The organism is Vibrio breoganii (assembly GCF_024346795.1).
In the GTDB taxonomy this organism is placed as follows: Bacteria; Pseudomonadota; Gammaproteobacteria; order Enterobacterales; family Vibrionaceae; genus Vibrio; species Vibrio breoganii.
Window position 1 is genome coordinate 719,325 of record NZ_AP024865.1, and the last position, 24,876, is coordinate 744,200.

A 24,876-nucleotide genomic window follows, 5' to 3' on the forward strand; every position below is an offset into this window, starting at 1 on the left:
TTAGATTAGGTTAAAAGTAACCCACTGTTGGATTTTGGGTTGCCGTTAATTGCTTACTGGCGATGACACGATTATTCGAATTAATTAAATACAATACGAACGAGCTTTGTACATCGTCGTGCCAGCAAGTATCAGAATCATTAAATAACGCCTCACACGTTTCCAGTGAATCTTCTACTGAGTCTTGAAAAGTAAACGTACCAAAACCATCTTTTTTGTATAAAACTAGCGTGCTGTAAGACATAAATCACCTCAAATCTCAGTGCCTGGTTAGGCTTATTTTTAATACCTTTAAAAGATAGGTCTTCGATGAGATAAATAGCACTAGTGAAACTACTAGCTTTAATAGCAATAAATACTAAAACGCCCCGTCATACTGACGAGGCGAGTTACTTGATTATCTTTAACGCTTTCTTATTCTACCGATTCAGTGAGCTCTCGCTGATGATCCGCTATAACTTGTATCCTAGCGACAATATCCTCAAAACGTTGTTTATCAGCGTTTGAATAGAAAACGATAGCACCATCTTGGATAGTCCAGCCATCACGATTTGCATCTAACATCTCGATAATACTTCTCACCTCTTGAAGCGCGGCCAGTTCCGCCTTCCACATCTCGTTTTGCTGCTGAGAATGTAGGATCTGTGCATCGATGTAATTGTCTTCCATTTGGGCACTGGCTTCATTGTCGTAAAGCTGTTGCTCGAGCTCATGCACTTGTTGCTGTGTTTGTAGCAGATGATTAAGAATTGCCGACTTGGTGTCCTTAATGATGGCGTAGCTTTCCACCAAGTCAGTATCGTTTTGCAAACGAGAGATATCCAAAATCGAATACCAACCTGACTCCATTACGGCCTGTTGGTAACTCTGATTCAAATCGGTAGGTTGTGGCAGAGTTATCGGCTGTTGAGTTTGCTGGGTTTGTGCAGGTACCACAGCCATAGAAACGCTCGGCTCTTGGTATTGAATTTGGTGAACAGAGTGAGAGCCAATAAAGCGCCCTACACCTAATGCGGCAATAATGACCACTAAAGACCATACCGCTCTGACAGTACGACGCGCACTGGTAAAGAAGATCAGCAACAAGCCCCAGCAAAATAAGATGCTAGCCAGCCATTGCCAACTATTGGCAAAAAAGGACGCGTGTGTAATTGGCGCCGAATACCCTTGATAGGTAGACAAAGACGTAACCAGTGCTAATCCGAACAGGAAATACACTAGGCTACCTGAAAGCGATGTCGCCCCCAGAATTCGTTTTTTCATATTTAGCTTTCCTTGCTAAAGCGTAACTGCGCTATTAGAGGCTTCTTCCTGAAACTCTCATTACAGCTTTCAGCTATAACAATAGATCGACTTGGGATCATTTGCACCATTTGGAAGCGAATTTACTACTTTGCTCACAACAACTACCATAAAAAGTGCAACTCTTATAAGCTCCGTCTCATAAGGGCTTGACCCAAAAATAACTCGGTTGAATAACAGCTATTCGAACCAATTAAGTTGTGAATGAAGACTCGTTACACTGCCGACTACAATCAGCGACGGGCTTTCAGCTTTTTGAGCTATCGTTGATAACTGAGAAAGTGTTCCAGTCAATACTCTCTGCTGAGGCGTAGTGCCACGCTCAATGATCGCAATAGAAGTCTCTTCTGATAAACCAGCATTCACTAATTTATCTTGAATGTTACCACTTTCTTTTAGTCCCATATAGAAGACTAAGGTTGTGTTGCCCTTGGATAAGGCGGCCCAATCGATATCCATACCTTCTTTTTTAAGATGGCCAGTAATAAAGTGAACACTTTGCGCATGATCTCTATGGGTCAAAGGAATGCCTGCATAAGCAGTACAACCTGCCGCTGCCGTAATACCCGGCACCACCTCAAAAGGGATCTGTTCTAGCGCAAGTTTTTCGAGTTCCTCACCACCACGGCCAAAGATAAACGGGTCACCACCTTTAAGGCGAACAACGTGTTTATCCTGCTGCGCTTGATCAACCAACACTTGGTTGATTTGATCTTGGGGCACACAATGATGATTTAAACGCTTACCTACGTAGATAAGTTCCGCATTAGGATTAACTAATTCCATGATTTCAGGTGACACTAAACGGTCATACACAATCACTTCTGCTTTCTGTATCAGACGTAATGCCTTTACAGTCAAAAGATCTGGATCACCTGGGCCAGCGCCGACCAAAGAAACAAATCCACCTTGATTTGCAGAGATTGATTTAGAAGTCATAAAAAAGTTCTCTAATGCAAAGGCCTTAAAACTCTCGTTCTAAAGCGACACAATTATTTATAAGAAGTGGCCAACAACTCGGTTCTCGACCACTTGTTATAAACAATTGCCCCACACAAAGGTGAGGCAATGTCAGAATTTAGCGCTGTGTTGCTAGCTCAGCTTCTACTTTCTCTTCAGCGTCGATTGCTGGAGCCGTTTTAGCGTGAGTTAGGTAAAGTGGGATACAAGTAAACAGTAGGCCACCAACGATGTTACCTAGGATTGTTGGAATAAGGTTGAAGTTCAACCAAGTTGCAATACCAAAGTCAGCACCAAGCATCATTCCAAGTGGGAACAAGAACATGTTTACTACTGTGTGTTCAAATACGAGTGCGAAGAAGATGAAAATCGGTAGCCACATTGCTGCAATCTTGCCCGCAACCGTACGTGCTGTCATGTTACCAATAACGCCCAAGCAAACCATAAGGTTACAGAAGATACCGCGCACGAAACACGTAATCCATCCGTCCATACCCATGTTCTCGAAGCCAACAGTACGAGCGGTAGAAACTGCGATGAATTTCTGCGCTACTGCGTTTGGATCAAGAGAGAAGTTACCCGTTAGTGATACTGCGATTAGAAACGCAACAATCAAAGAACCAATCAGGTTACCAAGACCTACAAGGCCCCAACAACGCATGATACGGCCCCAAGTAACGCCTTTGCGGTTTTCGAATTTTGCTAGTGGAGCCAGGCCAAATACACCCGTCACTAGGTCGTAACCCATAAGACTCAAGATGCAGAAGCCCACTGGGAACACAAGTGCGCCCACAATGCCTACGCCAGTTTGAACAATAGCAGTGATTGCCACCACTACCGCTAGAGACAGGATGATACCCGCCATGGTGCCACGGAGAAGAAGATCTCGCGTGCTTGTTTTCACCTTGGCTTCACCAACGTCTATCATCGTTTGCACAAATTCTGCAGGTTTTAGATCATTCATTTTGCTATCCATATAAAAGTTAAAGTTAAAAATTGAAATTGAATAGTCAAAGGCTCCCTGCCCTTGCTCTTTAAAAACAAAAAGCAAGGAACCCTTTCGCTATTAAATCTCTTATGCAGAAACTTCTACAGCACCTTTCACTACGCGCGCTTTGAAAGATTTAACGTTAAAACGTTCGTCTTCCATGCAAGCACCCGTGCTTAGGTTAAAGCGTTGTTTCTTCAATGGACTTGCAACCCATAGCTCGTCTTTATGCTCAACAATCAAGCCACGTGACAACACGTTAGATTGTGCAAATGGGTCTGTGTTTGAGATAGCAAATACCTTCTCTTCAGCAGAAGGACGAAATAGTGCAACCTGCTGACCAGCAACTAACGCACATACGCCTGTGCCCGGTACGATGTCATCGATCTTACAAACTTTTTCAAAACTCATGATTACGTCCTCTTACTCAGTAACGGCTGCGTGGAAGATATCGCCTTTCGCTTCAGGGTGTTTTTCCGTGAAGGTTGCTGGGCGATGTTGGTCACGCTCGCTCACAAACACTACGTTGTCATCACGAAGGTCTGAGTTAATAAAGTGAGAGAAACGAGTCAGTTGTTTTTCATCGTTGATAGTGTCAGTCCACTCACAGCGGAATTCTTCAACTAGCTTAGCCACATCGGCCTCAAGTTGAGCGTTGATGTTCAGTTTGTCTTCAACGATAACATCACGTAGATAATCCACGCCGCCTTCTAGGTTTTCAAGCCATACTGAAGTGCGTTGCAGTGGTGCTGCCGTGCGGATGTAGAACATCATGAAACGGTCGATGTATTTGATCAGAGTTTCTTGGTCTAGGTCTGTTGCAAGTAGATCTGCGTGACGAGGTTTCATACCACCGTTACCACATACATACATGTTCCAGCCTGCATCGGTCGCGATGATACCCAAGTCTTTACCTTGCGCTTCAGCACACTCACGAGTACAACCAGATACGCCAAACTTCATCTTATGAGGAGTACGAATACCCTTATAACGGTTCTCAATCATTGAGCCTAGGCCCACAGAGTCTTGAACGCCGTAACGACACCAAGTAGAACCCACACAGGTCTTAGCCATACGCAATGCTTTTGCATACGCTTGACCCGTTTCAAAGCCAGCATCAATCAGCTTGCCCCAGATAGCAGGAAGGTCGTCTTTTTGAGCACCAAATAGACCGATACGCTGAGCACCAGTGATCTTAGTGTAAAGATTGTATTCTGCAGCAACGTTAGCCAGCGCACCAAGGGCTTGAGGTGTCACTTCACCACCTGCCATACGAGGGATAACAGAGTAAGTACCATCTTTTTGGATGTTACCTAGGAAGTTGTCATTAGTGTCGTGCAGCTTAACCAATTCAGGCTTAAGGATATGCTCACCCCAGCAAGACGCTAAGATAGAACCCGCAAGAGGCTTACACACTTCACAGCCGTAACCCTTACCGTACTTCTCTAGCAACTCGTCAAAGGTTTTGATTTCTTCGATGCGAATAAGGTGGAACAGCTCTTGGCGAGAGTAAGCAAAGTGCTCACACACATCGCTCTTCACTTCCACACCCGCTTTAGCAAGCTCAGCGTTAAGCACTGATGTCACTAGAGGGATACAACCGCCACAACCTGTGCCTGCACCAGTCACCGCTTTCACGTCACCAATAGTGTGGTGGCCATCCGCAACTGCTTGAGCAATTTTGCCTTTAGTTACGTCAAAGCAAGAACAGATAACCGCGCTTTCAGGCAGAGCATCTGCACCTAGGGTTGGTTTTTCTGCGCCAGCGTGTGCCGGAAGGATCAATGCATCTGGGTGCTCTGGTAGATCCATATCGTTCAGCATTAACTGAAGAAGATCGCCATAATCAGAAGTGTCACCCACCATTACTGCACCAAGCAGTTTCTTGTTGTCTTCAGAAACGATGATACGTTTGTAAACTTCTTGCTCTTCGTTTTGGTAAACGTAGCTCTTACAGCCAGGAGTACGGCCGTTCGCGTCACCAATTGAACCCACTTTAACGCCCAGTAGCTTCAACTTAGCGCTCATGTCTGCGCCTTCAAACTGGCTGTCGTTACCCACTACGTGGTCAACAGCAACAGTGGCCATCTTGTAGCCAGGAGCCACTAGACCGAAGAAGGTTTCATTCCATGAAGCACACTCACCGATAGCGTAGATGCTTTCGTCTGAAGTTTGGCAATGGTTGTTGATTGCGATACCGCCACGAGGCGCGATATCTAAACCCATTTGGCGTGCAAGTTTGTCTTGAGGACGGATACCTGCAGAGAATACGATGAAGTCAGTCTCAAGCTCAGTACCGTCAGCAAAACGCATCACGTTACGTAGCTCTTTGCCTTCAGGAGCAATTTCAAGAGTGTTTTTGCTGGTGTGAACTCTAACGCCCATACGCTCAATCTTTTGACGAAGCTGGTTACCACCCGCTTGGTCTAACTGCTCGGCCATTAGCTTTGGAGCAAACTCAACAACGTGAGTTTCTACACCTAGTGCACGCAGCGCGCCAGCAGCTTCAAGGCCTAAAAGACCACCGCCGATAACAACACCTACAGAACTGTTTTTCGCCGTTGCTTCAATAGACTTAAGGTCTTCGATTGTGCGGTATACAAAGCAGTCTTTGCTCTCGTTGCCCTTAATAGGCGGAACGAATGGGAAAGAACCTGTCGCCATTACTAGCTTGTCGTATTCGATTTCACGACCGGTGCTTGAATGAACAATACGGTTTTCACGGTTTACGTTGATAGCACGTTCGCCCAACAGAATGTTGATGCCGTGCTTTTCATAGAAACCTTCTTTAACAAGAGAAAGCTCGTCTGCGGTGTGGTGAGAGAAATAAGAGGATAGGTGAACACGATCGTAGGCGATGCGTGGCTCTTCGCAGAACACTGTAATATCCATGTTGGAAACATCAGTTTTCTCAACAAGGTCTTCAATATAACGGTGTCCCACCATGCCGTTTCCGATGATAACTAGCTTCATCTTGCTCATAGCGGTTCCTTAAAAAATATAAAAACTTGCGCGATTGTATTTGGGAACCACAATTCAAAATTGACCCAGATCAATTTCACAAAAATATACCCCTTTTTGGGTATTTGTCATACAAGACTACAATTAAGTCATTGATTCTTAGTATTTTTGTATCTCATTGACTTGCAACAGGTTGTAACCAACTAGTGACTTCTTTTGAATTTGAACGGAATTATTTTTGTTAAATCAAGGGATATTAGTGGTTATAGAGTGAATTATTTTGAAGTTGTAAATTAATGGCTTTGTTAATAGATAAGAAGGATAAAATGACATGAGTTTATGCTCATTCTTTACTGACGGATAACCGCCTTTTACCTCCTTTTCCGTAATTCTTCATCGAACCACTTATTTGATTTGGCAACGTTGGGGATATACGTCATTCCTTGCACTATTACGCTAGTTGCCTTCAAGGGTGTTAAAGCTGGCTTTGGTAATGATAAAAAGTGAAGTCATGTGCTGGGAGTTACATTTATCGCATTTACCGCTGTGATTTCAAAACGATTCTAAATCACACCCTAACAGGCAAAAGAGACGCCAATAGGCACCTCTTTTGTCTGCAACAGTTTGTAACAGCCACCAGCAGTTGCTAGAATCACGCCACAAATATGCTTCATATAATCCCTCTGATATGGTGTGGGAGTCTCTACCAAAGGCCTATCCTTTGATTATGAAGTCATTGTCTTTATTTGTTCCACTCTCGTGATAAAGGTGACGACTTATGGATTTTTTCTCTCTCCCAAAAATTGACCTGCATTGCCATCTCGATGGCAGTGTTCGACCTGAAACCATTATTGATCTTGCGAACAGTCAGCAGATTGATATTCCAAGCCAAGACGTTGATGTGATTCGCGATCTTATGATTGCTCCAGAAACCTGTGTCGACCTTCAGCAGTACCTTACTCGCTTTGACCTGCCCCTTCAGGTAATGCAAACCCAAGACGCTTTGGAACGAATCTCGTACGAAGTGTTTGAAGACGCGGCTAAAGAAAACGTTAAGTATCTAGAAGTCCGCTTTGCTCCCCTGCTCCATACCAATCAAGGTTTAAGTGTCGAGCAAATCATTACCTCTGTGGTTAAAGGTATGCAGCGTGCTGAACAAGCATTTGATATTCGCGGTAACTACATACTGTGTATCCTGCGCACTATGCCCAAAGATGACATTAACCTAGTGATAGATGCAGGCGCTAAACTGCTAGGAAATGGCGTAGTGGCCTTTGACCTTGCTGGTGCTGAGCTATCGGGTTTCTGCCATGATTTTGTTGAAGAAGCAGAGTATGCGCGCAGCAAAGGCTTTCATGTCACCATACATGCTGGTGAGCAAGGTGATGGTCAGAACGTTCAAGATGCCGTTGAGCTTCTTAAGGCAGAGCGTGTTGGGCACGGCATTCATATCATCAATCATGTTGGTGGTTATGACGCAGTTAATAACAACCATGTTGGACTTGAAACCTGCCCTAGCAGTAATGTTCAAACCAAAGCGGTTGAAAACATCGAGTCACATCCAGCAAAACGCTTTTATGAGCAAGGCCTAGCGGTAACCATCAATACCGATAACAGAACGGTATCCAATACGACCATGACCAAAGAAGTGCAAAAGGTATGTGAGTTATTTGAGCTTACAGACTCAGATTACAAAGCTATCTACCTTAATAGCGTTGAGCAAAGCTTTGCTAGTGATGATATAAAACAAGAGTTGCGTAACTTCATTAAGTAATCGGCGATCTAAAAAGCCTGCATATGCAACAATTTCTGTTGGCGGTGAAGGCTCTTGTCTTTCCTAGGTTCTAGGTTCTAGGTTCTAGGATGATATGACCCCGTAACAGTAGACACGGGGTTTTACGTTATTAGCTCGATATTTTGCTGTTCGTTAGATTGATCACTGTCCCCGAAGTCTTCTATCGGGGACCTTTCGATTGTATGTAGTAACAGATTCCCGATAAAAAACCTCGGGAATGACGGCCCCCTAACGCCCTTGGCATACTCGAAGCAGCACTGCTGTTCCGGCATACTGGATGAACGCCTAGTGTTCTGAAGAATGACGTTTTTGGGATTGGACTAAGCGCGACTTACGATCAAAAGAAAGGCTTCTATCTCGTGGCTTGTGACTTGAGGCTTGTAACTTGAGGCTTGTGGCTAGAAGCTTGTGGCTAGAAGCTTTTAACTAGAAACTTAAAAGGTCACCTATTTGCTAAGGTGACCTTTCACTTCAAAAACTTATTTTTTCATCATCTTAGCAAGATCGGCAAACGGGTTGTGTGTTGCCGATTGGTGCTCGTCAGCTCTTGCCACAGGATCAACGCCATAACGCTCGTGATCTGTGTATTTAGAATGCTCATGATCATGGCAGTACAGGCAAAGTAGTTCCCAGTTACTGCCATCTTCAGGGTTATTAGTATGGTCATGATCTTTGTGGTGAACGGTTAATTCACGCAGGTTTGAATACACAAACTCTCGTGCGCAACTGCCGCACACCCAAGGGTAAAGTTTCAGGGCTTTATCGCGGTAACCCGCTTCTTTGCGAGCGTATGCCGCGCTGCTGCCAGTATAATCTGATGGAGAAGACATCTTTATTTCCACATTCTTTGTTGATTTACGATTAAATTAGCACAAATTTGCTTATGACGCAGTTAGGCTAATGAGATCTATCACTCAACTCATAAACAACCACACGCCAACTCCAATCATCAATGTGCCAGCAATACGGTTCATCAACTTTACATTGCTACTATTAGACAGCAACACCCTAAGTCCCTTGCCTCCTGAGGCATAAATACTCATACAGAGAAATTCAGATAACATGATAATGCTGACTAAGATAAGCAGCTGTGGTGCTACCGCGTGGTTTGCGCTGATGAACGGAGGCAATAATGAAATCATGAAGGCCCACCCTTTTGGATTTGCGATCGCAGTGATGAAGCCCTGTGCCACTAAGCCATAATTTGATGCGTTTGAAGACTCCAGATTTTCATCGGTAATGGCCATCTTACCTTTTGACCGCCACATTTGAATGCCTAGATAGCTAAGATACAATGCCCCTACGGTTTTAAAACCAATAAACAACATTGGCATCTTTATCATGACCGCAGCAATACCCAGTACGGCACTTATGGCTACAACAGCAACGCCAAACACCTCACCCAGCATCATCCATAGGGTTCGCTTGTAGCCAATGCTCATACCTAGACCTAGAGCTAAGGTCATACACATACCCGGTGTGATTGATACAAAAAGAAAAGTGGGGATAAAGACCCATAAGGTTGCTAGTTCCAAATTCAAACGTCCCTATTACGCTAACAAGATGCAACAAATTATCGACTATTAGATAATTATGCAATGAAAAATAAAATCAATTCAGGGACTTACCTTAGTAAGGGTGCTAAAAAATAGAATACCGCTGAAATTTCGCATGCATTAGTATTATTCAGCTCTAATTTAATAGCTTAGATATCTGCTGTGCGAGCAGTTGGCTCATCCATTGATGTGCGGCACTGTTACTTGTTCTCTGATGATGAACTAAGTGCACAGGTACTGAGTAGTCCTTATTGTTCTCGATCTGCCGAGATCTCACGTCTACAAAGTCCTTTCCATAGGTTCTTAGTGCTTTTAGGCAGTTAGTGCCAAACAAGATGGCATCTGAGTCAGAGATAACATCAATCAAAACCTGTGTTTGAGAGCTTCGCAGAATTGGACGCCTGTCGATCATTAAGTCTTTATACACTTGGGTAATTGGGGCGCTAAATGAATGATATTGATCCTCTTCTACCACCATACCTACCATTGAATAATCAAAGGTATCCTCAATAACGATATCTTCTTTCATTAACAGTGGATGGTTAGGTCTGACGAACAACTGAGGCCTAAGAGTGCCGATTTGTTTTGATACATAGCGTTGGTTAGGAGAATCACTATAATGCAGAGCAAAATCAACCTGGCTTTGATCTAACGAAGAATACGGATTGGCTTTGGCCGCATATTCCGACACTCGCATCCGTGGCGCTACTTCTCTTAGTTCTTTCATCAACACAGGCGTTAACGCACTAGACAGTAAAGCAGGAAGCGATATAGCAAACGCATTATCGGCTTTCTTTGGATCAAATGCCTCTTGACTAAAGACCTCGCTAAGCTTTGGCAATAGAACCAACAACTGCTTTTCTATCTCTAGCGCCTTCTCGGTTGGTACAAGCCCTGAAGCCACTCGTGTAAACAATGGATCGTCAAAGGTGTCTCGCAAGCGCGCTAACGAACGACTGACTGCCGACTGAGAAACAAACAAAACCTCAGCCGCTCTAGTAACGTTTTTCTCCTTAAGAAGGACATCCAGTGTCACTAGCAAATTCAAATCTACTCTCGATAGCAATCTATTCATATTTACATTATTCGATTTGATCATAATTAATCATAAATATAAGTCGTTAGATGAATCATGCGCAAGTGCTTATTATCTATTCCAACAAGCAAATGATTAAACCCCAATACACATTAGGAATGACTATGACGAACTTATTTAAACTCACTGCTGTTTCATCTTTGGTTCTAGCGAGTATGACTCTTCCAATGCACGCAGTGGCGACTGACACCATTGCAGTTACCGAACAAAACTACAATCAAGCTGCTGCGGCAAAATATATGGGTAATTGGGATAAGCACGGTGCTGACAAAGGTATCGTTCACCTTCCTGCGCTTGTACCTGCTGGCAACAAAGCGCCTGTTGTTCGAATGAACCAGGACTCACTCTACTCTGCTGCCATTGCTCACGCAGATAAAGATGGCTTTATCCACGTCACTATTGATGAATTTGAAAACGAATCTGGCACCCAAGATGTTTACACGTCCGTCCATATCTTAGATGAGAACTCAGCCTCTCCAATGTACAAGGTTGGCCCGGGCGAGTATTCCGTTAAGATCGATACAGACTTCGCGTTCATCATCTTTAGAGCAGGTGTTGAGGATAAATCTGACGTGACTAATGCATTGGCTGCACAGTCTCGCTTCCATGTTGACTACTCAGGTACCGAAGAGTTTTCGCCACAAGGCTACGTTGCACCAAATTATGATGTTGCCCAGCGTGACGCTATGACCAAAAAGCTGAAGCAAGAGTTTCTAGAGGCCGGAGAAGACTTCTTCTATGTTGAGAGCTCAGATGCTGCTGATGCCAATAACGGCCGTCAAATGCGTTCTAATGCTCAAGGCTGGGGTGGCATGCCAATTGAAGTAGGTGTTTCAAATATCTATCGCAACACTAAACAATTTGAAGGTTCAGTATGTCAAACCACGACGTTCCAAGAACCGGACAACAAATACTTCACCTCGATCACCTTGTACGATGCCGCGGGTTATATGCTTGATACTGAGAGATTCTCAATCAACTCATACGAGTGGGATAAGAACGCCGATGGCAGTGTAACCATCAGTTTTGGCTGTGGTGACGATGCGCCAAATAACCTAGAAACGAATGGCGAAGACTTTAACTATACCGTGCGTAATTACGGAGCTTCACACGATGTTGAATATGACCTGTTTGGCGGTCGCGAACTCAAATACTTAGCGGGTGGAGCTGTAAATCCAGACCATAAGTAGTCGCCTTTGTATTCATAGCTTCACTCTTGAACCGCCTTTTTAGGCGGTTTTTGCGATCTACCTGACCCAACACCCTATAAGGTCTTCTCATAACTATGCAGGCTCTCATCCTACAAAAGGTATTCATTGTGGATTGAATGTGGCGTTAGACTCTCGCCGAATGTAGTAAAACACCGTTAAGAGTTAGTTTTAAAATGACAAATATTATTTCGATACAGCCCCAAGTTGTTTACGGTCATGTAGGCAATAGTTCTGCTGTATTTCCTATGCAACGCATGGGCATTGAGGTTCTACAATTAGATACCTTGCAACTTGCTAAAACCCCTCGCACCGATGACGATTGGTCCGACTATAAAAGCGTAGAGAGTGAAATTGGCGCGCTTATTCAAGGCGTAGACAACATCCATGAGCTTGATCACTGCGGAGCATTGATATCCGGCTATCTGGATAATGTTAAGCAGGTCGACGATCTTTACCTGTCTGTGGCCAAGCTTAAAAATCGTAACCGCTTTGCGTTGTATGTTTGCCATGCTGCCATGTACCTATCCAACAATACTCAAGTCATTTCCCATGAAGTGAAACAGGCCGTGATCAAGGAACTCGTTCCTATCGCCGATGTTGTTGTGGTAAACCAACATGAACTCTCTGCAATTACTGATGTAAAACTTGTGGATCAACAGCAGGTCATTGAAGCGTGCGAGCAAATATTAGACCTAGGCGCTCGTTACGTTATCGTTAAAGATCTAGACATGCTATCTACTGACTTTGAATCCATGCTGATGGTGACACACCGCAATAGCTTCAAAGTAGAATGGCCTAAATTTCACTTTGACGATCCTCTGATTGGGTTGGGGGATCTCATCTCTGCTGTTTTTGCTGCCTCTATGGTCAATGGGGTTAACCCAATCAGCGCGTTCTCTCACACCTGCAATGCTGCTTATGGTATTTTGAAGATCACTGAAGAACACGACTCGTGTGAGTTACAAACCGTCGCTGGTCAGTATGAATTCGTGGAACCAACCTACGAACTCCCTGTTATTAAGATTGAACAAGCAACAGCACACTAACTGGCTATTTCATGGACTCTATCAGTTTCTTTTATTTCATCGCCTACGTGTTTACTGTAGCAACGCTGTTTGTTGTAGGTTCATCAATACTGGGCATGGGCACCATTGTTGGATTTATATTAGCTGGTGTAGCCCTTGGACCTTTTACTCCAGGGTTAGTCGCCGCCACCAACATTGAATTGCTACAACAAGTTGCCGACCTAGGGGTCATTCTTTTTCTATTTACCATAGGATTAGAGATGAAGCCTGTAGATTTGTGGCGAATGAAGAAAAGCCTGATGATACAAGGTGTAGGGCTCGTGGTAGCGACGTCCCTACTCTTTGCCGGATTAGTCACTTTGTTGGGTTTTTCTTGGCAAATAGGCTTAGTTATCGGAGCCATATTTGGGCAGTCCTCTTCTGCGGTCGTCATCACTTTGTTAAATCAAAAGGGTGAATTCAACTCCGAACACGGCAAAAACATATTCTCGAACTTGATGGGACAGGACTTGAGCGTAGTGCCACTAATGGCGTTAATACCGCTGCTCGTTAGCCACCAAAATGAGTCAAGCGCGACCTTTCTACAAGATACCTTTACCGTACTGTTCGTTATTGGGCTGATCCTCGCTATAGGCAAAGTTCTATTGCCATTAGCTCTGAAGTGGAGCGTAAGAAAACACAATAAAGATGCCTTTGCCTTGTGCTTATTTGGGGCTATTTTCGCAACGGTTTGTGTCATTGAGTATGCAGGATTGCCTTCTACTCTTGGAGCATTTTTACTAGGAATGCTTCTGTCCTCTTCAGACTTCCGACATAGCCTAGAAGAAACCGTACTCCCATTTAAGGGGGTGCTCATGGCACTGTTCTTCACATCTGTTGGTATGCAGATTAACCCAACAGTGCTCATTGAGCACCTGAGTTCAATACTGTTCATTCTCGCTGTAGTTCTCGTCGTGAAAACCTTACTTTCGACTGCACTCTCCCTAATCGATGGGAAGTCATTATCTGTAGGGATAAAGACAGGGTTTTGGCTCAATCACGTAGGTGAGTTTGCGTTTGTGATACTGGCGCTTGCAACTTCAATGGGCATCCTCAGTGAGTCACAGTCGAGCATCATAATCGCCATTGTTAGCCTAAGCATGGTCTTGTCCTCTTTTAGCATTAAGCTGGGTGATAAGGTTGTCTCTAGATTTCTTCATAGCGCAGAGTCGTTTGACGATTTTCCCCACAAAGAAAGCAATGCTCTAGTGATTATTGGTGTGGATGAAGTCGGCAGGCTTATTGCTAAAATGGCCCACCGAGCGCAGATCCCATACGTAGCCTTGGATCATAACTACGACCAAGTAAAAACCAGCAAACAACTCGGTCTCAATGCCTATTTTGGCGATATTCTGAGGTCCAGCGTTCGTAAGAAAATTCACTTAGATGATGCTAAGGCTGTGTTTGTTTCTATCCATGAACCAGCCACCCTTAAACGAGTTTGCGTAGCACTGGCTCGATACCCAAATTTAGATATCTATGCGCGTACTAATTCAAAAGAAGATGAGTTGGAGCTAAAACAGCTAGGCATACACTTTGCCGCCTCTACCTACATAGAAAGCACTTTAATTCGTGGAAGGAAGTTACTGCACAATTTTGGTGTTGCAGAAGACACCACTATGACTCTAGTCGATGAGTTAATGACTGAGATGTCAGAGCTTAACTATCAAAAGTACAAACAGTAGTGCGCGTAGGACCAACGGCAACTAAAACTTTGTTGGAACAACCGAACCAATAAAAAAAACAGGTTCGGTTGTTCCTTACCCTATCCTAATTGTAAATAGCAGCTCCTATTAAAGCACTGTCCCTACCCTTGAGCTGAGCCGATAGCGATGGAAAATGAATTGAAATAAGATCTTTCATTGTAGTGTTATGTATCGCACGCAAATCACTTTGTGACCAACCATGGATACTGTTCTCAAACCAAAATCTATCTCCATACTTACTACGATAAAATTGGTCAGCAATTATCTCACCAGCAGTAGGCCCCACTATTCCATTTTTCACCTTAGCTTTATGGTTTAACTCATTACTACCTTCTAAGCTGCCAAATTTGCAGCCTGTACAGACTATTTCAGATTCTATCAACATTCCTACAAAGGGGTCGATTAGATCTAGTCGCTTGAAAGTATCTCTCAACTGCAACGCATAGTTAGAGTCTGTATCTTGAGTCAATGCTTCAAAGCATTGCAAAGGGTCGTACTCTTGGTTTTCCTGAGGTTCAGGGCAACCTTTAGTTCCGTATATGGCGTTTCCTGTCCACTGCTTGGCAAGCTGATGATACGAAGGCAGTCCATGTGTTCGGCCTCTAAATACTGAAAAACCTGGTACGCTGACTGAAATAGCGCCACTAAAACAATTTGATACATCGAGCTTGTTCAAAGATATTTCGACATAGCGATCTACCATTTGAGCTTTAGAGTTGACCAAACCTGCCATGATGGCATCATCGGGTGGCGAAGCACTGGGAACTTGAGCCCCAATAAACGCCATCATTTCATCTACTGGTGCGAAAGCGGTTGATTGCGCTGCAGCTCCTAAGTGTATCCAATTTACTGAAGACTCAGCAGGTGAGTTTTGACCAAAATAGTTAGCCGGTAATTGCTTTTGATTTGTAGGAATTCTCTCCATAGTAACTGGATCAAGAGGAAATACATCATTGGTCACCATGGAATGCCCAAACCGCATAGCAGCAGCGGCAAAACTATTGCCCGTTCGAGGATCAATAGCTCCATCATAATCACTGTCTTTGTACTTAGTGGTTAACTTATATTTCTGAGTTAGCTTCTTCCCTACAATTATCGGCAAGAATTCGTTGTACACTACCTTTTGATAAACTCCGATAGTGCGCGCTCTCGCCACCTGAAAAATTTGTTCATCACTCCAATCAGGATTGTTTTTCGAAAGTAATCTCGCGTTACGGTTGTGCTCTCTGAGCCATAGGTTTTGTATGACCGTGATGCCTAGATTTTCTGTTGCTCTAAGGTCCCCAGCGGCAAAAGCTTTACTCGGATCATTAGTCGATGCAGTAAGTTCATCAAAAGGTACTTGTGGGCTAGTTTCTGAAACAAAGGGCATCCAATCAACGCCTTCAGGAATGCTCCATTCGAAATCTGATCTAGTTGGGTCGTTTAAAGCGGCATAGTTAATACTGCATTTCACGTTTTCCAACAGCATTGGAGGAGTGCCAAGTGCACTATTGGGGCAGCTATAAACGCCTGGCGTTGCGGGTACTTCCCCTACCCCAGGTATAAATGTGTTTCCAAAAGAAGCTGCGGGAGAGACACACATATCGAGGTGTAAAAACGGTTCAGGAATAAACCCTGGAGCACTCTCAACAAATACTTCTTTGATATTTGAAAGATCTTCGTTAAACATGCTCCAAGGTTCGCCAGTATCTGTGTTTACACAATCACAAAGATCCCGAGAGGGAGTATTTCTCCTAGTAAACTTAAAATCCTTTCGTTGTGCAGTTTTTAATAGCCCTCCTTCAAACGTTCTCAACGCATTACTTATTTCATTAGTGGGGCCATAGGTGGAAGACAAGTCTAAGAAAGCAGATGCCCCATTGTATTGCTGTGGAACGCCCTGTTCGTCAAGGAAATCAACCGTTGCGCCACCTAATAAAAAATCGGTACCTTCTGCATCTTTCTCAATGCCTAATCCCGCGTTGAGCGCGAGAGGGTCTGCAGGTGGCGATACTGTGAGTGCCATATCATGGGTAACAAATTGCATCATATAGACAAAGAAAAGGTTGGTGTGAGACCAGTAGCGACCGTCTTCGACATTAATCTGCATTAGGTCTGCACTGGCTACGATAGGATTGGCAACTTCGTCTCTAGGGGATGTTCGTGTGGCTATATCACTGTATTCTGCTTGCTCAAATCGTCTAAAGATTCCTTCTCTAACGGGGCCTTCGCTATCTTCAATATCTATGTCCCAGGCGACCCCAAGATTTGGCTCTGTCCAATTATTACAATACCCAGTAATACTCCTGAATTCTTGGCCAGTACTTTTACACGTTTGCCCTTGGCTTACAGCCGGTAGCAAGGCTAAAACACCCCACAATACGATGATCTTTTTCATGTTATCCCCATCTATTCCATGCAATAACTAAAAGAGAAACAACGTATCAACCAATACTGATGCACTATCGCAACTAGGCTCTGATATTCCCTACAGACAATTGAAACTTAAATTTAAACCCTGTTTTATAAGTGACAATGCTATTCAGCTTAGTAAAAAGGGGCGACATCTGCTCTACTCAATTTCCGCGCATAAAAAAACCGTCCATTGGACGGTTTAATGAGAAGCTTAAATTTTATTCGCTATTAGCGACCGCAGCACTTTTTGTACTTCTTGCCACTGCGGCAGCTACACGGGTCGTTGCGCTCAGGCGTTTTTTCAAAGCGTTGGGTTTTAGGCTTGTTTAGTATGCCTTCCAACTCAGCGATGTTCTCATCTGCTGTGGCGTCGACTTCGATATTAGCAAACAATTTGTTCTGCTCAGCCAAAGCCGCAACCTCAAGCTTGCGCTCTTCGCTAGCAACTGTAAGAGACAGCGGTGCCCCTTCACTACCCAACTTAAGCGTAGGTTCTGGGTTGTAACCACTTTTTCCGTAATTACTCATGATATCTGGTGTACCACGATAGAAAAATTTAGACATGACTTCTCTCACAATTTTCAAAAATGCAGTGTACAGGTAACCGATGAGTTTAGCGACACTGATTAGAATGAAAAAAGGCGACCCGAAGGTCGCCTTTTATAGTTTGTTCTTTATAACTTATAGAAGTTCTACAGATTGCTTAGCAATTACGAACTCTTCGTTAGTTGGTACTACTAGTACCTTAGCGCCTAGAAGCTCAGACTCAGCAATTTGACCTGCTGCACCAAAGCGTGCTGCTTCGTTGCCGGCTCTGTCTTCAACAAAACCAAGTAGGCCTAGGTTAGTCAGGATTTCACTACGGATATCTAGAGCATTTTCACCGATACCGCCAGTGAAGATAATTGCATCCAAAGAGCTTAGTGGAATCATGTAAGAACCGATGTACTTAGCAACACGGTATGTGAATACTTGGAACGCTAGCTTAGCACCTTCGTGACCTTCGTCCATTGCTTCTAGAATGCCACGAGCGTCAGAAGTTACGCCGGATACACCCAAGAAACCTGATTTCTTGTTAAGCGTTTCGAAAACTTGCTCTGGAGTCCAGCCTTTCTTCATCAAGAACTCAATGATACCTGGGTCAAGGTCACCTGAACGAGTACCCATCATTAGGCCAGCAAGCGGTGTGAAGCCCATAGAAGTATCAACACTTTCGCCGTTGGCAATCGCACATACAGATGCACCGTTACCAAGGTGAACAGTAATGAAGTTAGACTCTTCAACTGGCTTGTTCAGCATTTTTGCAGCTTCACGGCTTACGTAGTAGTGGCTAGTGCCGTGGAAACCGTAGCGACGGATGCCGTACTCTTTGTAAAGCTCATGAGAAATCGCACCCGTAAACGCCTTCTGTGGCATTGTTTGGTGGAATGCAGTATCGAATACAGCAAACTGAGGTAGAGATGGGTACGCCGCCATAGCTGCACGGATACCTTTTGCACCGGCAGGGTTGTGTAGAGGAGCTAGATCCGACAGATTTTCAATTTCTGTTAGTACAGCATCGTCAATTCGAACAGTACTAGTGAATTTCTCACCGCCATGAACAATACGGTGACCTACAGCAACAATGGTCTCTTTAAGAGATAGCTCATCCATCAGTTTAACGATGCGGTTGATAGCTTCTTGGTGATGGTTGTCAGGAGCTGTGATTGCTTCTTTACATTTCTCACCGTTAAATTTCCATTCGATGGTCGCTTCTGGAAGACCAAAACACTCACCTAGTCCACTGACTAGCGCTTCACCAGATTCAGAGTCGATAACAGCAAACTTTAGAGAAGAGCTGCCTGAATTGATAACGAGTACGTTCTTGTTTGACATGAGTTAAATCCTAATTAGACGAGGGGGCATTCAATCTGTGTTTATGATTATCAAATAATTTGAAAATTATTCAAATTTTTTTTAGTTAAATAGTATTACAAAATAAGATACTTTGATCTTGATCAACCTGCAAATTTATTTAACGCCCGAAATTTATTCCCGACAAGAGAAATTCAACTATTTTTAAGTGTTCACGGGGCTTTCAGAAGCGCTACGACTCTAGTTTTGCAAGCTAAGACTTCACTTTTGACCCTCAGTAAACCCATAAATAATCATACATATTGTATTAACAATACCCATCGTACTCAATAACTCTTCAAACTCGCGAGTTGAAATACTCTAATCTCAGTTTATTCAGACAAAAAAAAACCGGGACATTATGTCCCGGTTTCAAAATCTAAATTACGCTAGATTACTCTGCTGTAGTGCGACGAGAGTGACCACGCTCACCACGGTGGTTACCACGGTTGTCACCGCCACGGTTGCGATCGAAACGACGCTCACCATCACGGCCGCCTTCACGATTGCCTTCACGGTTGCCACGATAGCCACCGCCTTCACGGTTACCACGGTAGCCGCCACCTTCACGTTGACCACGACCACCGTCACGACGACCACCGCCATCACGACGACCGCCACGAGACTCACGGAAGTCATCAAAATCACAAACTACTGCTGCAGTTTCTTTTTGACGAATACGTAGCTTGCTAAGTTTACCAGCTGTCTCAGAGTTCATCGCTTTTGGTAGCTGAACAAATGTGTGGCCTTGAGCCAATTTGATCGCGCCGATAGAACCTTTAGTTAGGCCTAGTTCGTTTGCTAGAGCGCCAACGATGTCTTTAACCTGAACACCTTGGTCACGACCAACTTGTAATTGGTAAGTATCCCAATCTTTAGTTTCGCCACCGTAGCTACGACCGCCTTCACGACCGCCTTCACGGCCACCGTCACGACCGCCTTCACGACGCTCTGCACGACGTTTTTTGTCACGTGCGATAGCAGAAGTCATTGGGTCTTCGCCAACGTAGAATAATGGACGCTTGCCTTGCTGACGACGAAGTAGAATCGCAGCTAGAGTTGCAGCATCAATTTCTAGGTTAGTCTGTAGCTTTTCAACTAGCTCAGAGAATTTCTCTAGAGAAGCGTGCTCTGTGTCTGCTTGAAGCTCAAGACCTAGCTTCTTCAGACGAGCTTCTGCAACTTGGTCACGTAGAGGAAGTTGGATTTCTTCCATTGCTGACTTAGTTACACGCTCAATAGTACGAAGCATACGCATTTGGTTAGTGCGAACTAGTAGGATCGCTTTACCTTTACGTCCAGCACGGCCAGTACGGCCAATACGGTGGATGTAAGACTCAACATCAAATGGAATGTCGTAGTTGAATACGTGAGTAATACGAGGCACATCAAGACCACGAGCAACAACGTCAGTTGCAACTAGGATATCGATAACACCACGCTTAATGTTGTCTACAGTACGCTCACGTTGTGACTGTGGAATGTCACCGTGAAGTGCCGCTACTTTAAAGCCACGGTCTGCTAGGTAGCCCGCTAGACGCTCAGTGTCTTGGCGTGTACGTACGAATACGATAGAAGCATCAGTTTCTTCAGTTTCAAGAATACGAGTCATTGCCTCGTCTTTCTCAATACCTTTAACTACCCAGAATTGTTGCTCTACTTTGTCGACTGTGTGGTTTTTACCAGCAACATCAACGAAAGCAGGATCACGCAAGAAGCGCTCAACAATTTTCTTAAGCATTGGAGGCATAGTCGCAGAGAACAATACGCGCTGAGCTGACGCTGGAGCGTGCTCAAGGATAGCGGTAACGTCTTCTACGAAGCCCATGTTTAGCATTTCATCTGCTTCATCAAGAACGAAAGTATTTACTTCGTCAAGGTGCAGACGGTCGCGGTTGATCAAGTCTTGTACACGACCAGGAGTACCAACAACGATATGAGTGCCGTTCTTAAGAGCACGCATTTGATCAACGATTGAAGCACCGCCGTAAATTTCAAGAACCTTAAGACCACGAATGTTCTTACCAAGGTTTTTGATCTCTGCTGCAACCTGAATAGCTAGCTCACGCGTTGGTGCAAGGATAATTGCTTGCGGCTTACGCTGGTCTAGATCCAGTTTGTTAAGAAGAGGAAGAGAGAAGGCAGCAGTTTTACCAGTACCTGTTTGCGCTTTACCTAGCGCGTCCTTACCTTCAAGAAGCAGAGGAATAGAAGCTGCTTGGATAGGTGTAGGAGATACAAAACCCATGCCGTCAAGGGCAGAAAGGATTTGTTCGTTTAGTTCTAAATCGCTGAATTTAATTTCAGATTCTTGCATCGGGATCCCACTATAATGTGTTCATAAAAACGGTCCCAGGTGCTCTCTAAATTCATACACCGATCCAGCAATACACACTAAATCCTTTCAGAAGGGATAAGTATATAAAACGCATCAAGCCGCTAGGGACAAAGTCGAAGGAGGCGCATTCTGCACTAAAACCATGTAGAAAGCTAGAAAAAATTGAGTTCCGTCACAAAATTAAAGCATTTTGTCGTCAAACTGTCATTTCTGGCTCGTAAATTGATCTCTCGGTGCCCAATATTCGCCGTTCTTTTTCAATACGCAGTACAGTGTAGTGCCCAACTGGTTAAAATGCGCTCGATTTTAGGGTCTATTGACCTTTTGAAGTTGTTTTTGTAGCGCTTTGTTGGGTATTTATACAAGGCAGGCGCTTTTAGGTGTGGTGGTTCCACATAAAAAGTGACTAACGGGGTAGAAGTGCCCAACAAAGCACTACCCGAAAGGCTCGACCAGAAACCATTTACTCATCGTTGAGCGACTTTTGCTTAGATGACTAGGCGGCAAGTCCCTCGCCTCGATTAAAAGGCTTCTGGCAGAGCAAAAATTAACCACAAAAGGTCAACAGACCCTAACCAAGACTGGCTAAAAAGCCCCGAAATCATTATAGTGTGCCCGTTATTTCATTAAGATAAAGATAGATGTTTGCAGACAATCCGTTGCTTGCTCAACTAAAACAGCAGATCAAAGAAACTATCCCTACAAAAGAAGGGACCATCAAGGCGACTGATAAGAAGTTTGGTTTTCTAGAAGTAGATAACAAGACCAGCTACTTCATCCCGCCCCCGCACATGAAAAAATGCATGCACGGTGACAGAGTGGTTGCTCTGATCCGTTCTGAGAATGACAAAGAATTCGCAGAACCCGATCAGTTGGTAGAACAAGCCGTCACTCGTTTCATTGGTCGCGTTAAGCTGTTTAAAGGACGTCTCAACGTCGTTCCTGATCAACCACAGCTTCGTAATCTATCTCTTAAAGCGAAAACCGCTAAAGGCCTAAAGCATGACATGTTTGCTGAAGGTGACTGGGTTGTCGCTCAAGTCATTCAGCACCCTCTTAAGGGCGCCGATGGCTTCATGGTCGAAATTACCGAAAAGATCACCGATGCTAACGACAAAATAGCGCCTTGGTGGGTAACCTTAGCTGAAAATGACCTTCCTAATTCTGAGCCAGTTGGCATTGACGACTGGAAGCTTCATGATGATGCTGATTTAATCCGTGAAGACCTCACTCATATCCCTTTTGTCACCATCGATGGTGAATCAACAAAGGATATGGATGATGCACTGTATGCTCGTAAAACCGCCGAAGGTCACTTTGAGCTGACTATCGCCATTGCTGATCCAACAGCGTACATCACTCCTGATGACGAAATGGACAAAGTGGCGCGTGAGCGCGGTTTTACCATTTATCTGCCGGGTCGCAATATTCCAATGCTTCCTCGCGATCTTGCTGACAACTTGTGCTCTCTTATTCAAGACCAAGAGCGCCCTGCTCTATGCTGCACAGTGACAGTAAACAGTGATGGCACTATCCAAGACGATATTCGTTTCTTTGCGGCAAATATCAAATCTCACGCTCGTCTCGCGTACGACAATGTTTCTGACTTCCTAGAAACAGGTAGTTGTGAAAAATGGTCACCAAGCGAGGAGATTGCCACCATAGTGACCGATCTCGCCGAGATGGCAAAAGCGCGTAGCGAGTGGCGTGAAAACAACGCCGTTATCTTCCCAGATCGTCCAGACTATCGTTTTGAACTAAGTGAAGATAACGATGTTATCGCGATCCATTCTGATATGCGTCGCTGCGCCAACAAGTTGGTAGAAGAAGCCATGATCACCGCAAATATTTGTGCGGGTCGCGTGCTAAGTGACAAGCTAAATATGGGTATTTTCAATACTCATGCGGGTCTTAAAGAAGATAAAGTTTCTAACGTTATCGACTTAGTGACAGAGCATGGTGCAGAAGGCTTCGACGCTGAGAATGTCATCACTCTTGAAGGCTTTACCGCACTGCGTCGCTGGTTGAACAACCAAGAAACTCAATACCTAGATAACCGCATTCGTAAACATCAAAGCTATGGTGAAATGGGTAACACGCCTGCACCGCACTTTGCAATGGGTTTAGATATCTACGCGACATGGACCTCTCCTATTCGTAAGTACAGCGACATGCTTAACCATCGTCTTCTTAAAGCGGTGATTCTGAACAAAGAACCAGTGCAAACCCCTGATGATGAAGTGGGTGATGAGCTGGCGATTCACCGCAAGCACCACAGAATGGCAGAGCGTAAAGTAAGCGACTGGCTCTATGCCCGCACGCTGAAACAAGACGTAGAAGCTGAAACCACGTTCAAAGGCGAGATCTTTGATATTGGCCGTAGCGGTATGCGCGTTCGCTTGATTGAAAATGGTGCGGCCGCATTTGTTCCTAATTCTCTAATTATGGACAACAAAGAGCGAATCGAATCCAGTGCCGAGCAAGGTACAATTTCAATCGATAAAGAAGTTATCTACAAGCTAAGCGACATCGTAGAGGTTGTTCTTACTGATGTGGATATTGATAAGCGCAACATGGTAGCGAAACCAACTGAGGTTTTTGCTGATCTTCCGAAAGAAGACGCTTAATCTTCTCTCCCATAGAGTAGCCTACGCTACTCTATGGGACATTCGTCTCAATGTATTCATCAAATTCAACAACTTAAGTAAACTCTTTCCTATCAGTAGCAAATCTGAGATAGAATCACTCTATCGTCGCAGTTAGGGATTTGTGCGTGTCACCTTTTGCTTGCCTACATTTTTCAAATCATGACCAACTAGTCTTAAAAGATCACTCAACCAAGCCCGCAGGTTTTGTTGTAGTCAATAGTGGCCGTTTGAAATGGAAGCAGAACGAACAACAGCGCGAGATTGTCCCAAACCAATTTGCATTTCTTACCCAAGAGCTGCTGACCTCCTCTATTGAAGCTGATAGTGATTTTGAAGCCACGCTAATACTTCTCGAGTACGAAGTGCTGCTCGGTTTTGGCTCTGCCCCTGATTCAATTGTAATCCACCAGCCTGTCTGTTCTTTCAAGGCTGAACCATTTGAGCATCAGCTTCTTGCCACGCTCATCACCAGTAGCGAGCTATCAGAATGCAAAGCCGAGGTTCAGCACTCTTTAGTGAGCGCATTGCTCTCACATACCATGGATAAATACCCTTCACTTTTAAACGCAGTGCAGCTCGCAACGCTTGTCAGTTTCTCTGAAAAGGTATCCCTGTTTATGGATGCAAGGCTGGATAAAGAACAAAGCCTACCTATGCTAGCTGAGCACTTACAGGTATCTGTAACTACGGTTAAACGCCGACTGGCAGAAGAAGGCTTATCGTTTACCGAGATGCTTAAGAAAAAAAGAATCTACAAAGGCGCTACAATCTTGCGCGCAGGACGTACAAGTGTCACTGAAGTGGCATCTCTATGCGGCTTTAATAGTGCTACACACTTTAATAATGCCTTTAAAAGTATCTATGGCTGCACGCCTAAGGTGTTCAGGCGAGAACGCAGAACGCCATAAGCGACGCTTAAAATTCATGCATCATGGCGCGGCCAACGTGGCGCGACCAAATG

The 24,876-nt window shown here is 44.3% G+C and carries 19 protein-coding genes and 1 riboswitch; of the genes, 6 read left to right on the forward strand and 13 right to left on the reverse strand.

The window, feature by feature from the left end:
- Positions 1–10: 10 nt before the first annotated feature.
- The 6 genes from OCU35_RS16355 to nirB form a co-directional block, all read right to left on the reverse strand.
- A complete protein-coding gene (locus tag OCU35_RS16355) occupies positions 11–244 on the reverse strand; it encodes a hypothetical protein (RefSeq protein WP_261825948.1) in 234 nt (77 codons plus the stop codon).
- Between the two features lie 170 nt (positions 245–414).
- Positions 415–1,263, reverse strand: a complete 849-nt coding sequence (locus OCU35_RS16360; RefSeq protein WP_261825949.1) for a hypothetical protein — start codon at positions 1,261–1,263, stop codon at positions 415–417.
- 219 nt (positions 1,264–1,482) lie between these two features.
- Complete coding sequence (cobA, locus tag OCU35_RS16365; RefSeq protein WP_261825950.1) at positions 1,483–2,241, reverse strand: uroporphyrinogen-III C-methyltransferase; 759 nt, start codon at positions 2,239–2,241, stop codon at positions 1,483–1,485.
- Between the two features lie 139 nt (positions 2,242–2,380).
- Positions 2,381–3,226, reverse strand: a complete 846-nt coding sequence (locus OCU35_RS16370; RefSeq protein WP_102335149.1) for a formate/nitrite transporter family protein — start codon at positions 3,224–3,226, stop codon at positions 2,381–2,383.
- Between the two features lie 111 nt (positions 3,227–3,337).
- Positions 3,338–3,661 carry a nitrite reductase small subunit NirD gene (gene nirD, locus OCU35_RS16375; protein ID WP_017243060.1) on the reverse strand — a complete coding sequence of 108 codons (324 nt, stop codon included), beginning with the start codon at positions 3,659–3,661 and terminating at the stop codon, positions 3,338–3,340.
- Between the two features lie 12 nt (positions 3,662–3,673).
- Positions 3,674–6,232 (reverse strand): nitrite reductase large subunit NirB, encoded by a 2,559-nt coding sequence (gene nirB / locus OCU35_RS16380; protein WP_102328883.1) that lies wholly within the window; start codon positions 6,230–6,232, stop codon positions 3,674–3,676.
- A gap of 629 nt (positions 6,233–6,861) precedes the next feature.
- Positions 6,862–6,959, forward strand: a riboswitch (purine riboswitch).
- Positions 6,960–6,989: 30 nt separating this feature from the next.
- Here nirB and add point away from each other — a divergent pair.
- A complete protein-coding gene (gene add, locus OCU35_RS16385; protein WP_261825951.1) occupies positions 6,990–7,985 on the forward strand; it encodes an adenosine deaminase in 996 nt (331 codons plus the stop codon).
- A 500-nt stretch (positions 7,986–8,485) separates the two neighbouring features.
- On the opposite strand, the gene OCU35_RS16390 is transcribed toward add, so the two are convergent.
- The 3 genes from OCU35_RS16390 to OCU35_RS16400 form a co-directional block, all read right to left on the reverse strand.
- On the reverse strand, positions 8,486–8,836 hold the full coding sequence (locus tag OCU35_RS16390) for a YajD family HNH nuclease (RefSeq protein WP_102328885.1): 351 nt from the start codon (positions 8,834–8,836) through the stop codon (positions 8,486–8,488).
- An 84-nt stretch (positions 8,837–8,920) separates the two neighbouring features.
- Entirely contained in the window at positions 8,921–9,541 is a 621-nt protein-coding gene (locus tag OCU35_RS16395; RefSeq protein WP_026012742.1) for a LysE family translocator, read from the reverse strand.
- Between the two features lie 157 nt (positions 9,542–9,698).
- A complete protein-coding gene (locus OCU35_RS16400; protein ID WP_261825952.1) occupies positions 9,699–10,610 on the reverse strand; it encodes a LysR family transcriptional regulator in 912 nt (303 codons plus the stop codon).
- Between the two features lie 152 nt (positions 10,611–10,762).
- Between OCU35_RS16400 and OCU35_RS16405 the strand changes: the two genes are divergently transcribed.
- The 3 genes from OCU35_RS16405 (at position 10,763) to OCU35_RS16415 (ending at position 14,618) form a co-directional block, all read left to right on the forward strand.
- Positions 10,763–11,848, forward strand: a complete 1,086-nt coding sequence (locus OCU35_RS16405; protein WP_102542654.1) for a DUF1214 domain-containing protein — start codon at positions 10,763–10,765, stop codon at positions 11,846–11,848.
- A 194-nt stretch (positions 11,849–12,042) separates the two neighbouring features.
- Positions 12,043–12,915, forward strand: coding sequence for a pyridoxal kinase (gene pdxY, locus OCU35_RS16410; protein WP_102328889.1), 873 nt, complete (start codon positions 12,043–12,045; stop codon positions 12,913–12,915).
- Between the two features lie 11 nt (positions 12,916–12,926).
- Positions 12,927–14,618 (forward strand): cation:proton antiporter domain-containing protein, encoded by a 1,692-nt coding sequence (locus OCU35_RS16415; protein WP_261825953.1) that lies wholly within the window; start codon positions 12,927–12,929, stop codon positions 14,616–14,618.
- An 85-nt stretch (positions 14,619–14,703) separates the two neighbouring features.
- On the opposite strand, the gene OCU35_RS16420 is transcribed toward OCU35_RS16415, so the two are convergent.
- The 4 genes from OCU35_RS16420 to OCU35_RS16435 form a co-directional block, all read right to left on the reverse strand.
- Positions 14,704–17,019: a peroxidase family protein gene (locus OCU35_RS16420; RefSeq protein ID WP_261825954.1), complete on the reverse strand. Its 2,316-nt coding sequence runs from the start codon at positions 17,017–17,019 to the stop codon at positions 14,704–14,706.
- Between the two features lie 245 nt (positions 17,020–17,264).
- Positions 17,265–17,600 carry a PBPRA1643 family SWIM/SEC-C metal-binding motif protein gene (locus OCU35_RS16425; protein WP_261825955.1) on the reverse strand — a complete coding sequence of 112 codons (336 nt, stop codon included), beginning with the start codon at positions 17,598–17,600 and terminating at the stop codon, positions 17,265–17,267.
- Between the two features lie 117 nt (positions 17,601–17,717).
- Complete coding sequence (locus OCU35_RS16430; protein ID WP_102321580.1) at positions 17,718–18,911, reverse strand: acetate/propionate family kinase; 1,194 nt, start codon at positions 18,909–18,911, stop codon at positions 17,718–17,720.
- Between the two features lie 412 nt (positions 18,912–19,323).
- On the reverse strand, positions 19,324–21,246 hold the full coding sequence (locus OCU35_RS16435) for a DEAD/DEAH box helicase (protein ID WP_102489945.1): 1,923 nt from the start codon (positions 21,244–21,246) through the stop codon (positions 19,324–19,326).
- A 662-nt stretch (positions 21,247–21,908) separates the two neighbouring features.
- Between OCU35_RS16435 and rnb the strand changes: the two genes are divergently transcribed.
- Positions 21,909–23,894 (forward strand): exoribonuclease II, encoded by a 1,986-nt coding sequence (gene rnb / locus OCU35_RS16440; RefSeq protein WP_261825956.1) that lies wholly within the window; start codon positions 21,909–21,911, stop codon positions 23,892–23,894.
- 248 nt (positions 23,895–24,142) lie between these two features.
- The gene (locus OCU35_RS16445; protein WP_240698336.1) at positions 24,143–24,823 is read left to right on the forward strand and encodes a helix-turn-helix domain-containing protein; all 681 of its coding nucleotides are present in this window, start codon (positions 24,143–24,145) and stop codon (positions 24,821–24,823) included.
- The last annotated feature ends 53 nt before the right edge of the window (positions 24,824–24,876 follow it).

What these genes read in the sequence shown, in the direction of transcription:
- OCU35_RS16430 (WP_102321580.1), bottom strand. Translation starts at nt 18,911, where the DNA reads ATGTCAAACAAGAACGTACTCGTTATCAATTCAGGCAGCTCTTCTCTA.
- OCU35_RS16420 (WP_261825954.1), bottom strand. Translation starts at nt 17,019, where the DNA reads ATGAAAAAGATCATCGTATTGTGGGGTGTTTTAGCCTTGCTACCGGCT.
- nirD (WP_017243060.1), bottom strand. Translation starts at nt 3,661, where the DNA reads ATGAGTTTTGAAAAAGTTTGTAAGATCGATGACATCGTACCGGGCACA.
- add (WP_261825951.1), top strand. Translation starts at nt 6,990, where the DNA reads ATGGATTTTTTCTCTCTCCCAAAAATTGACCTGCATTGCCATCTCGAT.
- nirB (WP_102328883.1), bottom strand. Translation starts at nt 6,232, where the DNA reads ATGAGCAAGATGAAGCTAGTTATCATCGGAAACGGCATGGTGGGACAC.
- OCU35_RS16425 (WP_261825955.1), bottom strand. Translation starts at nt 17,600, where the DNA reads ATGTCTAAATTTTTCTATCGTGGTACACCAGATATCATGAGTAATTAC.
- OCU35_RS16405 (WP_102542654.1), top strand. Translation starts at nt 10,763, where the DNA reads ATGACGAACTTATTTAAACTCACTGCTGTTTCATCTTTGGTTCTAGCG.
- pdxY (WP_102328889.1), top strand. Translation starts at nt 12,043, where the DNA reads ATGACAAATATTATTTCGATACAGCCCCAAGTTGTTTACGGTCATGTA.
- cobA (WP_261825950.1), bottom strand. Translation starts at nt 2,241, where the DNA reads ATGACTTCTAAATCAATCTCTGCAAATCAAGGTGGATTTGTTTCTTTG.
- OCU35_RS16390 (WP_102328885.1), bottom strand. Translation starts at nt 8,836, where the DNA reads ATGTCTTCTCCATCAGATTATACTGGCAGCAGCGCGGCATACGCTCGC.
- OCU35_RS16370 (WP_102335149.1), bottom strand. Translation starts at nt 3,226, where the DNA reads ATGAATGATCTAAAACCTGCAGAATTTGTGCAAACGATGATAGACGTT.
- OCU35_RS16360 (WP_261825949.1), bottom strand. Translation starts at nt 1,263, where the DNA reads ATGAAAAAACGAATTCTGGGGGCGACATCGCTTTCAGGTAGCCTAGTG.
- OCU35_RS16355 (WP_261825948.1), bottom strand. Translation starts at nt 244, where the DNA reads ATGTCTTACAGCACGCTAGTTTTATACAAAAAAGATGGTTTTGGTACG.
- OCU35_RS16435 (WP_102489945.1), bottom strand. Translation starts at nt 21,246, where the DNA reads ATGCAAGAATCTGAAATTAAATTCAGCGATTTAGAACTAAACGAACAA.
- OCU35_RS16415 (WP_261825953.1), top strand. Translation starts at nt 12,927, where the DNA reads ATGGACTCTATCAGTTTCTTTTATTTCATCGCCTACGTGTTTACTGTA.
- rnb (WP_261825956.1), top strand. Translation starts at nt 21,909, where the DNA reads ATGTTTGCAGACAATCCGTTGCTTGCTCAACTAAAACAGCAGATCAAA.